Below are 14,118 nucleotides of genomic sequence, written 5' to 3'. Positions count from 1 at the left end.
AGCAACTTCTGTCTACCTTGCAGCAACTTCCGTCTTCACGTTTGCGTGTTTCGCGCAGCCTGTAGCAACTTCCGTCTACCTTGCAGCAACTTCCGTCTTCACGTTTGCGTGTTTCGCGTAGCTTGTAGCAACTTCTGTCTACCTTGCAGCAACTTCCGTCTTCACGTTTGCGTGTTTCGCGTAGCTTGTAGCAACTTCCGCCTTGGGGATCAGCAAGTGCTTAAAATCACAGCAAATTACTTTTCAAACAACCTCCAACAATTTCTTTTATAAAGATACTTCTTGAATGCTATCGATATTCATGAGGTTAGTATCTAAATCTTGGGTCGGAGAGTTTTCTTCTGATATTTGTGCGGTAACAGGATAAATGCGATCGCATCTCTTCGCAAATTGACAGTATTCACAAGTTTTACTACCTTCTAAAACTTGTGGAAAATCTTGTTTATGCTGATAATCTTCTAGCCAATGAGTTAATTTACTTAATAATTGTTTGAGTTTCTTGGCAATCTTTTTGTGTTGGATATCATTGTAGCTAAATTTAATACTTTGTGGTTGACCTTCAGATTGAACAAACCAGTATGTCATGGAAATATTTTCTGGTAGATAATCGCTAGTTTCTGCTAACACATACAAATAAAGGCGTGTCTGCCAATTTTGTTCTAGTTTACGTTTATTAGGAAGTTTGGGATAAGTTTTCCAGTCGAAAATTTGTGCTTGCTGATTATCTGCAATGAGTAAATCGTAGACAACAGTCAGTAAATAATTTTGAACTTGTAAGGTTCGGTAATGTTCGCTTTCGCGAAAAATTTGACTATTACTAATAGGTGTTAATATGTCTGGTGCCACGTTTGCAAAACCTGTCATCCAACTTTGTAGTTGTGTATCTGTCTGCAAAAAACCATCAATAGGTAATCCGATCTCTCGCTGTTGCATTAGCAGGTGAAAACGACTCCCTAAAGTCTGGTGTTCTTCCCGTTCTGGATCAGTAGGAGAATATAGTTGTTCTAAGTAGGTATGTTGAAACTGACGCGGACAACGTTCTAGCAGGTTAAGTTGTCCTTGGGAAAGTCGCAAAAGTTGAGTTTGAGTGGATAGCATTCTTTTAGATTAGCCTTGATTGCAAAAGGTGGGATCGCCGTTAGGCGGGTGCTACCCTTCGGGAAGCTCCTTTGAGGGTCTAATGCACCATCGCGTAGCGACTCCAAAGGAGTATCGTCTCTAGCGCACCGCTTCATTTCAATCCATACGAACTTTAGATTAATTTTAGGTTAAATATGATACAGCCCTGTTATAGTACTTGTTAAATATAAAATACTTTAAATCAGCAAAAAGCTGGGAATTGAAAAGTAAACTACCCACCACTGAACGGGATACCGTTCCAGTGGGGGCTTTAAAGCCCAGAGTTTACCCGACAAGCGTGTTAAATCACTACGATTTTTAGGTGATCTCACCTACAAATACGAAGCCAGTTTGTAGCTCTGAGGTCAACGATTAAACAAGCATATTGGGTTGAAGCTAGTGTCGTTGACGTAAAAAGCCTTTAAATCATTGTCAAGGCTAACTTTACCCGCAAGGAGGGACTTCGTGTCCAAAGTGTTTGTAATTGATTCAGAAAAACGACCATTAGATCCAATACATAGCGCACAGGCAAGGCAGTTATTACGAAACAAAAAAGCAGTATTTTTTAGACGATTTCCGTTCACATTAATCTTAAAAGAATCACGTTCAGATGCCCCGGTTCAACGACTACGATTAAAGATTGATCCTGGTGCAAAACATACTGGACTTGCATTAGTTAACGACTCATCTGGTGAAGTTGTCTTTGCTGCGGAATTAAAGCATAGAGGCTTTGCAATTCGAGATTCTTTAACTTCTAGAAGACAACTTCGCAGAAGTAGACGAAATCGTAAAACTAGATACCGTCAACCAAGATTCTTAAACAGAACACGTCCAGAAGGATGGTTAGCACCTAGTTTACAAAGTCGGGTTGAGAATATCAAAACTTGGGTTAATAAGTTACGTAAACTTGTTTCCATTTCAGCTATAAGTCAAGAATTGGTGCGCTTTGACATGCAGTTAATGCGTAATCGAGATATTCAAGGCAAGGAATATCAACAAGGTACATTAGCTGGTTACGAGACTAGGGAATATCTATTAGAAAAGTGGAATAGGCAATGTGCATACTGCGGAGTAAAAGACATTGCACTTCAGATAGAACACATTCATCCAAGAGCTAAAGGAGGTTCTAATTCTATTACAAATCTCACTCTAAGTTGTTCTAAATGCAACACCAAAAAAGGCACTAAAGATATTAAAGAATTTCTCAAAAAAGAGCCAATCAGGTTAGAGAAAATCTTGAAACAAGCCTGCATACCATTGGCGGATGCGGCGGCAGTAAACACTACTAGATTTGCACTGCTGAAAATTCTAAAAGCAACTGGATTACCAGTAGAAACGGGTTCAGGTGGATTGACAAAGTTCAATCGTAATCAACAAAATTTAGAAAAATCTCACTGGTTAGATGCTGCTTGCGTTGGTTCGTCAACACCAATTCTTAATATTAAAGGCGTTAAACCATTGTTGATTACAGGCAATGGTCATGGTACTCGCCAATCATGCCGAACTGACAAATTTGGATTTCCGAATCGTCACTGTTCCAGAACTAAATTTCACTTTGGTTTTCAAACTGGCGATATTGTTAAAGCTGCTGTAACTAGTGGCAAGAAAGTAGGCGAATACGTTGGAAGAATTGCAACTCGTGCTACTGGGAGTTTTAATATCTCAACCAAGGATGGACTAGTTCAAGGAATATCGCACAAGTTTTGTAAACGCATTCATGCAAAGGATGGTTACTCATATGCAACTTAAACCCAAGAAATTGGGAATTACTCAACTGTTCCTCTCATTTGAATTCTCCTCTAAAAATAGCGGGGGCTTGATACCCGTCGCATTGTCCCCTCCAAGATTGGGCAGGCTTCTTACTTCAATGCTGAAAAAATGGCTGAAGCTATCAAAGATGGATTAATTGGAGAATCAGACGCAGATGAACCAAAACCTGCTGAAGGGAAAAAATATCTTCTGAAAGTCACTCAAAAAACAGTCTTGAAACCTTCTACAGAACAATCATCTGAAATACCAAAAGAAGCTCTAGTCGATATTGAGCCTGGAGAATATCCAATTTTAGATTTCGGATATGAAGAAAGACACTATTGGGTAAAGTGGATTGATAAAAGTAAAGCGAATCGAGATGAGCATTTTATTTTTGATGCATATGCAAAGGTTATAGAACAAGATTAGTTTTATTGAGTTTGCTAATTAATTAGCCTAAATTAGGTTGTTCCATAACTCAGCCAAGCTGCTCAGGATAAGTTCTTCATTAACTGATCCGCTATTTTGTTCTGCAAACAATTTAAATTTATGCGAATGCGTAATTCTTGAAATGAGCATTGTTTTATTAAGTAACTAGAACTTAATTTTAGTTTTTGACCAGGGGATGAAATATTATGCGTTTAGAAAATTTCTATCAAGCCAGTAAACAAGCTAAAGAAAATCAAAGTTCTTTAGATTATGGAATTGAAGCGATCGCTGCTGATAAAGAACTAGCAACCCATATTCAACAGGTACTGATTTGGTTGAAATTTCTTGATCCTCCTGCGGATGGACAATTTGGACGTATTTCTAGTGACGCACTTGTGGAATTTCAAGTAGCTATTTCTGCAATTCGTCCAGAAGTTGCTCAAGAGAAAGGATTTCTAGGTTTAGCAACAGCTAAAGCTTTAATAGAAAGCAAACCAAGTGATATTCCTGCACCTAAAATCGATTATTCTCTCAATAACCTAGCAGCTCGACTTATTAAATATATGGTAGAGATGAACTACCGCGTATCTGTGGGGGACAAAAAGTACAACATTGTCTATGTTGAGGGAATGAATGCAGATGGAACTCAAAATAGTGATGCTCCCAACGAATTCAATGATCGCCGTGTAGTAATTGAAATACCAGATGCAGATTTTAGACCAGTAATCAGAGGTAATTGGGAAGGGACAACAGAACCTGGTACTAGTTTCACTAACAATCCTATGGGAGGTAGAGCAAAAGAATATGGAGCTGCCAGAATAGCCTTTGGACAGTATAAAGCTTGGGCAGTAGGCATTCATTACGGAGGTGGTTCAGATCCACATGAAGCCTTAGTTCAAAAGACACCTATTTCTGTATATCGCGACAAAAATAAAGACATGATGCGAACTGGCGATTTTCTCGACACAGGTGTCTTTGATATCAACCAACACTGGGGATTTGATTATCCTCGTACTAATATTAAAGGTGCTAGTGCAGGGTGTTTAGTTGGGCGTACTCGCGATGGTCATAGAGAATTCATGGCAATTGTTAAACAAGATATACGTTACCAGAAAAACAAAGACTATTTATTTCATACCACAGTGATTCCTGGTGATGAATTTTTAGCGAAATATCCTGCAAAATAAAGCAAATTTTTATTAGCTTTTCAACATGCTGTGAAAAGTTAATTCTTGGCTGAATTCTACTCAGCCAAGATAAATAAAACAGCGCAAATAACCAAAGGTTAGTAGTGAGGACTAAAGTCCTCACTACTAACTTATTTAAATCATTTGAAAGGCAAAATCTCAACAAAATGCTATCGCCAAGAATCTAAAATTATAGCGATCGCGAACATACAGAAAATGAAAACAGCTATACGCATCATCCATTGCCATAAACTTGGCGATAGCAGCATCTGGACAATAGGGACAGCGTTAAGCACTGTAGATATAACATAGGCGATCGCAAAGCCAACTAATGCTAATACAAAATACTTGAGTCCCTTAACGGCGAACTTAAACAGCAGATTATATTCGTTTTGTAGATTAGTTTTCATGGTTTTTTGCCCTTATTTAACCTTACTTAAAAGTCAAATGTTGTAATGGAATGCACCCTCAACTACAGTAAGGGAGAGTAGCAAATACAAGAGTCTTACTCAAGTTGACTAGGGTTAGGAGTGGGAATATTTTCCTCATGAGACGGAAGAGATTTAGGATTACCAGCAACAATCATTAAAATGACTATTGCAATCATCAACAGTAACCAGGTAGGAAATTGATTTCCTACTTCCCGCACATCATAAGATTCTCGACAGTGGGGACAAAAATAAATATTAGGATTACGTGGATGTTGCTCAAATCTACAAGGAGGAAAAGGATGGTCTTTATATTTACAGTCCATGAGAAATAATCTCCTACTATGTTTTTCTTTGAAAAAAACAAGAGACTAGTCGCGTGGTACTCCACGTAAACTAGTCCCTGGGTTGGTATTCAACTCTCTTTGGATAGTCAAAATTTATTCTTTTTTTCAATCCCCACCATCAGTTTTATAACTGCTTGATATTTCAAAGGGTAAAACTCTTAATTGTTAAGCTAGTTTCCAAGACTTCTTCGATAAGAGAACGCTACTTTACAAAGAAAAAAGCCCTTATGAAATATGAGGGTTACATCTCCATAACCACTGGTCTGAAGAATATTTAGTAAACCTGCTTCTAAACAATCAATCGCAGTGGTTCTGTTCTCCATTAACACTACACCACAAGGTTTCAGCAGCAGCTGACGTCTCAAAATATAGGTGTCTACTTCTGCTTTTTGAAATCGAAAATCTTTATTCGGATGCCCCACTATAGTAACTAGGAACTCCGGGACTTTACCACTCCTCATCATGTTGCACTCTACAATCAATTTGCGTGGTATTGAACCTTGATATTCATTCGGTAGATATGTTTGAAGAGTCCCGAAAAGTCCTTCTAACATGGGGCTACTTTGTCTCTATTGGTCAAATCAGGGTTTTAGCCTGACTTGATATTCAGTTTAAACTCAATCTCATGAAAAAGCAACATGTAATAACAAGTTTTTTCATGTTTAAGATTTGTTGCAAAAGTATGCTAAAGTCAGTTATTCTTAAAATTATGGGAAATTGTGAGTGTTTCTAAGAGCATTGGCAATTACATAATTTCTCAAGGAGGGTTAGTAATATTTGGCAACTGGATAGTTTCTCAAAGAGGGTTAGTAACACATTTAGAACTATTAGTATTGGCAACCAAAACTCGCAAATCTCCCTGAGTCTCAACAGAGGTGAGTGTCTAACTCTAGAGTTACGGTTCAAAATACGGTTCAAAAGATTAATAACTCTATTTCTATCTGATCTAGAGGCTGTCTCAATAACACCTAGAATTAATGTAACAATCCACACGCAAGCAATAACAAATAGCAATAATTTGACGCTAGCGATGAAAATGAACAACATAGATTTCTCCTGCGTAATTTATCAAACAATAATCTTCGTTCTGATTTCCTCAATTTCCCTAACCGATACGCCATCAACATAAGTCCGGTTGATCATCGGATGGTTATCATGAGTTGGTCCGATGTCACTATCAGGATGGTATGCAATGATATCCAGCGTATTGTCCTTAGTAAAAAAGCTGTGATGTCCTTCAGGTGGAATGATAAAGATTTGACCTAGACTCAAGGGTATCTCAATAGCTGCTCCAGTTCCGTCTTCATTTTCCGGGACTTCGCAATGTCCTTCACCACTCGTAACTACCCCAATTCTGATAGAAGGATGAGTGTGTCGTGTCTGGCTAATACCAGGTGGGAAGTGTAAATGATTGAGACAGGGATCGCCTTTTATCGTTGGTGGGATCAACAGGGAATCAGAGCAACCATCCATGTAACACAATCTACCCTTTTCTTCAATTGGTCCCCCAACCATAAACATCCCACGATAGTTTAGACTGGCGATCGCAATTCCGCATCCACCCCGAACAGACACAGCACCAGGAACACTAAAGTACATACCTTTGGTAAGGGTAAAGGCTAGTTCAAATCCTGCATGATAGGAAATCACATCAGTTTGACCATCAACAACAAACCCGAAATAAGTTCCTTGTGCGCTTAAATTCAGAGTTTTCCCAGTGTATCCCCACCCATACAATTGTGTTGGATGTTTGTCTTTTGACAAGTCCACTAGCATTCCATCATCAGGAGGAACTGATAGGAAATGCTTACTGTCGCCATATAATCCTGCGAAAGCATAATTTTTCATGACAATAAAATCCTTGTAAAACATCAACTTACATGCTTTTTTATTAAAAACAACCGGTAAAATTATTGTCAAGGTGTCTCAGTAACAATCACCAGTCTTAGCATGAGTCGAATAATAACAGTATTGCTATCATTTGATGTTAGAAATAATCAGAAAGAAACTAAAAAATTCATAAAGATATGTTTATGGAGAACATATTATCTATAAGTATATTTACCCAAAAAGTATTTTTAGAGCAATTCATGCTTTATCATGATAAAAAATCCTAATCATTCCACAGTCTCATGAATTTTCAAGATGTAATCGAGATTGTAGAGTCAGCAGTATATAAAGCCAAAGGTAGGAGGCTGACTGACCCAGAACTGACTGTACTGCGCGGTTCTTGGGAGGGTTTAACTTATGAAAAGATGGCAAAAGGCTCACCCTATAAACCCAACTATCTGAAAGGAGATGTCAGCCATAAATTCTGGAAGTTGCTTTCAGAGGCTTTGGGTGAAGAAGTCAGCAAGAGAAATTTTCGCGCTGCTCTACAAAGGGCATTGTTAAGTCACAATGCGGCCTTACAAGCGCAAATTATCGATGATATCAACCTTGTGTCTCAAGTATCAGATGAATCAGACTTATCCAAGTCAAAGATAAAATCAGACACCTTTGATAGTAAAGCAGGTTGGTCGTCTCAAATCTCATATGCAAATTTTCAAAATCAAGAGGAGAAAAGCCTCTTTTCTCAAGGAACTGACTCCAAACAATCTTCCCATCTTGAGAAGAAAATGAGAAGCTGGTTTGAAGCTTTGGGCTATGAGTTCATACCTGGTGGAATAAGGCAAGATGACTTCTTTGACATGATTATCCATATTCCCAAGCGGGGAGGATACGATCGCATTTTGGCACGAGGTGTGGAAGGAGAGGTTAACCTGAATCACCTGGATGGTTTATGTCAAGCAGTCTTAGAGTACAAACCCAATGAAGCATGGTTGGTTGCTGACCTGCGGATTAGTCGTGCAGCGCGTGAAGCTATTCAACAGTATAAAGAAAACAAAGAACTTAAATTTAGTTATGCTGTCAGTGAAGCGATCGCAGAGTACAGAAAACACAGAGAATTAGAACTATTTTGTTATACCTTCGATGAACTGATTGATGAAGGGGTCAATTTTAGCCAGTATTTTAAATGGTTAGAGGAACAACTCAGGAAGCGAGGTATTAATGACAAAACCTATGTTCCTTTAGCTTGTGTTAAACAAGAAGGAGTCAACCCAATCACAGGGGAACCAATCGTCAGTTGTTACACTGAGGCAGATGGCTGGATTGATGGCTATATAGATCGTTGGCTAGATGATCCAGACAAGAAACACATATCTATTTTGGGAGAATTTGGTACAGGTAAAACCTGGTTTGCATTTCATTACGCTTGGACTGCTTTAAAACGGTATCAAAAAGCCAAGCTACAGGGTAAAACTAGACCTCGATTACCTTTACTAATTCCTCTGCGGGATTATACTAAAGCACTAAATGTAGAGAATGTTCTAGCTTGGTTCTTCTTCTCCGTACACAATATTCCCCTGACTAATTTAGTCTTCAAACAACTTAATAGTATGGGCAAGCTCCTGCTCATTTTTGATGGTTTTGATGAAATGGCAGGTAAAGTAGATCGCCGCAAAGTCATTGATAATTTTTGGGAGCTAGCTAAAGTTGTCGAAACAGGAGCTAAGGTAATTCTCACTTGTCGTGCAGAGCATCTCCCTAAATTACAAAAAGGTCACTCTCTGCTGAATGCAGCTTTATTAAATTCTATAGAAACAGGACAACCAACCTCGACTCGAAAATTGGGTCCCCAATTTGAAGTATTGGAATTACAGACCCTCAGTGATAACCAAATTCGTCAAATGCTTTGCTCCCGGCTGCAACATAAAACTTTAGCACAAAGAGATGCGATCGTAGAACAGGTCATGAGAAACAATAAACTCTTGGATTTAGCGAGACGACCTGTAATGATTGACTTGATACTGGATGCACTACCTAAAATTGAGTTAGGTCAGCCAGTAGACTTGTCTCACATCTATCTGTTAGCTGTTCGAGAGAAAATGGCCCGGGATATCAAAGCAGAGCGCACCTTTACTTCTGCTGCTGATAAGCTGTATTTTCTGTGTGAACTGTCTTGGGAAATGTTCGTTACCGATCAAATGCAGCTGAACTATCGCAAGTTCCCAGATCGGATTCGTCAACTATTTGGTGCTGTTGTCCAAGAGCCAGAAGAGATTGACCACTGGAGCTATGACATGATGGGTCAGTCTATGCTAACTCGAAATGCTGATGGTGACTACGAACTCGCGCATCGCTCCTTTATAGAATTTTTTATCGCTTACAAACTAGCTGCACAACTGGGAGTATTAGCTCCTGATTTTGTTAATTTAGCAACAGAGTCGTTACATATAGATAAGAAAGCTCTTCCTCAAGCGTATACTTGGTTATCTTATTTTCAACGTCAAGTGGATGAACAGGGTAAAGTCATACCCATTGCACCACTGAAAGAATTTTCGACTTTATCACCGAACCGTTTATTTGATGCTTTTAAATTCGGAGAACTGACAAACAGACAAAGAGACTTAACAAAAGCAGTTCTCAACTTGCTCGAACATATGCTTGACCGCTCGAAAATTGCTGGCGATCGCTTGCTGAAGATAATTAAAGCCACACGTGGGAAGACAGAAAAAGAAGTAGGTTATGTGGCTGGATATACTGTGACACTTCTTTTGCAAATTGATCCAGAGGCTCTAGCAGGACAAGATTTGAGCCATACCGTCATTCAAGGTGCTGATTTAACCCATGCCAACTTGCAAAATACCAACTTCACAGGTGCTTACTTAGATGATTCTCTTTTTAAAGAACCCTTTGGTAGCATTTTGTCAGTTGCATTCAGTGGAGAATTTCTGGCGATCGGTTCTTCTAATGGGGAAATTTGCCTGTTTCAGGGACAAAGACGTTCGATTTGTAAAGGACATAATCACTGGGTTCGTTCGATCGCCTTCAGCCCCGATGGTCAAAGGTTTGCTAGTGGCAGCGACGACCAAAGTGTCAAGATATGGGATATTAAAACTGGTAAGTTCTTCTGCACATTAGAAGGACATATTAGTTGTGTACGTTCAGTTACCTTTAGTCATGATGGCAAGTTGCTTGCTAGTGGTAGTGAAGATGGAACCATAAAAATATGGGATGTTGATACTGGTAAGAATTTAAAAACCTTGACAGGACATGTTGGTAAGATTTGGTCAGTAGCATTTAGTCCTGTCGGTCAACTGCTGGCAAGTGGTGGTGAGGATAAAACCATCAAACTTTGGGATAGTAACACGGGTAATTGCCTCAAAACCCTAACCGGACATGAAAACTGGGTAAGGTCAGTAGCTTTTTGCCCCAATGGACAACGAATTGTTAGTGGTGGTGATGACAACACCGTCAGAATTTGGGATATTCGCACAACAAAATGTTGCACAAACTTGCTAGGACATGAGAACTGGGTAAGGTCAGTAGCTTTTAGCCCCGATGGACAACGAATTGTTAGTGGTAGTGATGACAACACCGTCAGAATCTGGGATATTCAAACTAATCGATGCCGCAATATTTTATATGGACACGATAATCGAGTTTGGTCAGTTGCTTTTAGTTTGGATGGAGAGCAAATTGCTAGTGGAAGTGACGATCAAACCGTGAAAACTTGGGATGCTAAAACGGGTCTATGTCTGAGTACAGTCAGGGGATACTCTAATTGGATTTTGTCAGTTGCTTTTAGTCCTAATAGTAAGTACCTTGCCAGTGGTAGTGAAGACAAGATTGTTAGGATATGGGATATCTGTACTGGCAAGATTGCCACTACTCTCAGAGGACATACTAGTCGCATTTGGTCAGTGGCATACAGCCCAGATGGTCGGTTGCTTGCTAGCGGCAGTGACGATCACAAAATCAGAATATGGGATCTCAAGCACACTAAGGGTAAACAATGCCTCCGAGTTCTTGAAGCTCATAATCACTGGGTGAGGTCAGTTGCATTTAGTCCAGATGGTCAGCTACTTGCTAGTGGTAGTGATGACAACACTGTCAGAATCTGGGATGTTCATAGGGGTACACCTGCAAAAATATTACGCGGTCATGGAAATTGGGTACGAACGGTTCTCTTCAGTCCAGATGGGCAGCTACTTGCTAGTGGCAGTGATGACAACACTGTCAGAATCTGGGATGTTCAAACAGGCAAAAATATTAAGATATTGCAGGGTCATAATAATTTAGTCCGCTCGATCGCCTTTAGTCCAGATAGCCAGATCATCGCCAGTGGTAGTAATGATTGCACTGTGAAGATTTGGGAAATGCAAACAGGTGAGTGCATCGAAACTATAACAGAACATAAAAATTGGGTACATTCAGTTATTTTTAGCCTAGATGGACATACACTTCTCAGTGGCTCTCAAGATGGGATGATACTTCTATGGAATATTCATGAACATAAACTCATCAAGTCTTTTGAGGAAGATGCTGATGAAGTCTTATCAATTGCCTTTAGTCCAGATAGACAGTTAATAGCTAGTGGTATTCATGATGGAATGATTCGCCTGAGAAACATGCATAAAGGTGAATCAGAACTACCTTTATCCTTAAAAATTTCTAAACCTTATGAGGGAATGAACATCACTGCTGTTGTTGGCTTGACGGAAGACCAAAGAGCCAACCTTAGAGCTTTGGGAGCTATTGAGATGGGTGTAGAGTGAAGCCATGTCAACGAATCTGATTGTTAAATTATCCCCCCATCCCTGCTCTGCCATCCCCCGGACTGTTTCTTCTGTCCATATACCGCCGGAACAAAAAGCTCATCAGCAGTTCTGCAAAATCCTGGTCATCGTTGAACTGTCTGTAAAAGTTGAAATTTGTCTCAATCATCTCCTGCATCAAATCACTGGTGATATTATTGAACGTCAGGCGGATATTTTCAGGAGAATTAACCCGCGTGCTTGCTTGCAGAGGCTTGCTTTCATCTAGCTTGAGTTCCAGACGTTCGATAAAAACACGTTCATCATCAGAAAAATTCGTGCCAAAGCGTTGATTGATTTCCTGAATAATCTGCGAGAGGGCTTCTAATTGTTCAACAAAGGGGCTACCTGTGCCTACTGCTGTGATGGGGGATAACTCGCGGACACCGCGTTCTAGTTTAATCTTGCCACTGTGCGTTTGTTGAATTCGGTAGGATTCGAGTTCGATATTTTGCTGCACATCTAAGGGTAAACGCTGACTAGAAACGGGCAGTTTGCGGATGAGGTGACGGGCAAATTCGTAAAATTTCTCCAAATCGGCATCAGGTAAGGGTAGCAACTGAGAAATAAACGCATACAGTCGGATAAAATCGCCCAGTTTCTTGCGAAAATCAAACTGTTGGTCTTCCGTGGCTTCGCGGTAACGGTCAATTACGGAAGCGAGAGCAGCATGAAGCCTGTCCTGAGTGCCTTTAGTGCTGAAATATACTCTTGCAAAGGTGGTGATGTCATTTTCGTCGTAGAAATGAGAATCGTCCAACTGAAACTGGACATCGTACAGAATATTGGGGTCTGTTTCCTCAGTCAAAATTGTGCGATCGTAATATTGCTCAAACGCGGTTTGAATCACCGACGCTTCATTGGCAAAATCCAGCACCACGGTACTGATTTTATCAGGGTTGGTACGATTCAAGCGGGAAAGGGTCTGTACCGCGTTTACCCCACCTAGTTTTTTATCCACATACATTGCCGACAGCAACGGCTGGTCAAAGCCAGTCTGGAATTTATTCGCCACAATCAGAAAGCGGTATGGCTCTTGCTTAAATGTCTCGGCAGTCGCCTGATCGGATATATGCGTTCCGGCAGAGGCGGTGTTCATGCTGGCTTCGGTAAAGTCCATGTCCCCATCTTTCACCGTTCCCGTAAATGCTACTAAGGACTGGTAGGGGTAGCCTTTATCCCGCAAATACTGGTCAATCGCTAGCTTGTAGCGCACCGCGTGCAGGCGAGAACGAGTGACAAGCATGGCTTTTGCTTTGCCGTCAATGGTATCGGTAATAATTTGGTGAAAATGCTCAACAATAATACTTACTTTTTGCTGGATGGCGTGGTCATGCAAATCCACGAACCAGCGCAGCATGGAAGCGGCTTTGCTGCGGTCATAGCGCGGGTCATTTTCAACGGTTTTGAGTAAATTAAAATACGTTTTGTACGTAGTGTAATTTTGCAGCACATCGAGGATAAAACCTTCTTCGATCGCCTGCTGCATAGTGTAGAGGCTGAAGGGTTGAAACGAGCCATCCGGTTGCTTCGTGCCGAACAGTTCTAGGGTTTTCGGCTTGGGGGTGGCGGTAAAGGCAAAATAGCTGAGGTGCGTCAACCGTCCGCGTTTGCGGGCTTCGGCTTCAATGCGGTCTTCGGTATCGTCCTCCATCGCTTCTTCTTCGGCTGCGGCAGTTTCCAGGCTGGCGGCGCTGAGAACGTCTTTTAACTTCTTGCTGCTTTCCCCGGTTTGAGAAGAATGAGCTTCGTCAATGATAACGGCAAAGCGATTCCCGGATAAGGCTTGCATCTGGTCAACAATGACGGGAAATTTCTGCAACGTGGTGACAACGATGTTTTTCCCCGCTTCCAGTGCTTCTTTGAGTTGGGTTGAATGTTTGTCGATGTTCTCCACCACACCGGAAACCTGCTCAAACTGGCGGATGGTGCGTTGTAACTGGCGGTCAAGTACGCGACGGTCGGTAATCACGACAATCGAATCAAATACGCGGTTGTCTTGGCGATCGTGCAAGCTGGCAAGCTGATGGGCTAACCAGGTGATCGAATTACTTTTCCCACTCCCCGCGCTGTGCTGAATCAAATAGCTTTGCCCTGTCCCGTTGTCTTTGGCATGGGCAATCAGGCGGCGCACGGCGTCCAACTGGTGATAGCGAGGGAAAATCGGGAGCATCCCAATTTTGCAAAAAGAGGGAGAGAAGGGAAAAAAATTCGCGAT

At 40.8% G+C, this 14,118-nt stretch carries 9 protein-coding genes; 4 read left to right on the top strand and 5 right to left on the bottom strand.

The window, feature by feature from the left end; translation table 11 throughout:
• Positions 1-267: 267 nt before the first annotated feature.
• Entirely contained in the window at positions 268-1,098 is an 831-nt protein-coding gene (locus AC5JMK_RS01570; RefSeq protein WP_096676881.1) for a PD-(D/E)XK nuclease family protein, read from the bottom strand.
• A gap of 486 nt (positions 1,099-1,584) precedes the next feature.
• On the opposite strand from AC5JMK_RS01570, the gene iscB reads away from it, so the two are divergent.
• The 3 genes from iscB to AC5JMK_RS01555 all read left to right on the top strand — a co-directional run bounded on the left by iscB (position 1,585) and on the right by AC5JMK_RS01555 (position 4,484).
• Entirely contained in the window at positions 1,585-2,868 is a 1,284-nt protein-coding gene (iscB, locus tag AC5JMK_RS01565) for an RNA-guided endonuclease IscB (protein ID WP_096676880.1), read from the top strand.
• A gap of 129 nt (positions 2,869-2,997) precedes the next feature.
• Positions 2,998-3,297: a hypothetical protein gene (locus AC5JMK_RS01560; RefSeq protein WP_495909224.1), complete on the top strand. Its 300-nt coding sequence runs from the start codon at positions 2,998-3,000 to the stop codon at positions 3,295-3,297.
• Positions 3,298-3,503: 206 nt separating this feature from the next.
• Positions 3,504-4,484 carry a peptidoglycan-binding protein gene (locus AC5JMK_RS01555; RefSeq protein ID WP_096676879.1) on the top strand — a complete coding sequence of 327 codons (981 nt, stop codon included), beginning with the start codon at positions 3,504-3,506 and terminating at the stop codon, positions 4,482-4,484.
• Positions 4,485-4,654: 170 nt separating this feature from the next.
• Here the strand turns inward: AC5JMK_RS01555 and AC5JMK_RS01550 are convergent, their stop codons facing one another.
• From AC5JMK_RS01550 to AC5JMK_RS01540, 3 genes are all read right to left on the bottom strand, one after another.
• Positions 4,655-4,894: a hypothetical protein gene (locus AC5JMK_RS01550; RefSeq protein WP_495909223.1), complete on the bottom strand. Its 240-nt coding sequence runs from the start codon at positions 4,892-4,894 to the stop codon at positions 4,655-4,657.
• A gap of 95 nt (positions 4,895-4,989) precedes the next feature.
• On the bottom strand, positions 4,990-5,238 hold the full coding sequence (locus tag AC5JMK_RS01545) for a hypothetical protein (protein ID WP_096676877.1): 249 nt from the start codon (positions 5,236-5,238) through the stop codon (positions 4,990-4,992).
• 1,089 nt (positions 5,239-6,327) lie between these two features.
• A complete protein-coding gene (locus AC5JMK_RS01540; RefSeq protein WP_495909222.1) occupies positions 6,328-7,107 on the bottom strand; it encodes a cupin domain-containing protein in 780 nt (259 codons plus the stop codon).
• A 284-nt stretch (positions 7,108-7,391) separates the two neighbouring features.
• Here AC5JMK_RS01540 and AC5JMK_RS01535 point away from each other — a divergent pair, with 284 nt between their 5' ends.
• Complete coding sequence (locus AC5JMK_RS01535) at positions 7,392-11,861, top strand: WD40 domain-containing protein (protein ID WP_096676875.1); 4,470 nt, start codon at positions 7,392-7,394, stop codon at positions 11,859-11,861.
• A gap of 28 nt (positions 11,862-11,889) precedes the next feature.
• Here the strand turns inward: AC5JMK_RS01535 and AC5JMK_RS01530 are convergent.
• Positions 11,890-14,118: type I restriction endonuclease subunit R (locus tag AC5JMK_RS01530; protein WP_495909221.1), on the bottom strand; the 2,229-nt coding region annotated here is incomplete at its 5' end.

This window comes from Pelatocladus sp., assembly GCF_059505505.1.
The sequence above is the reverse complement of the archived record's forward strand: the minus strand, read 5'-3'. Positions and strand labels throughout refer to the sequence as shown.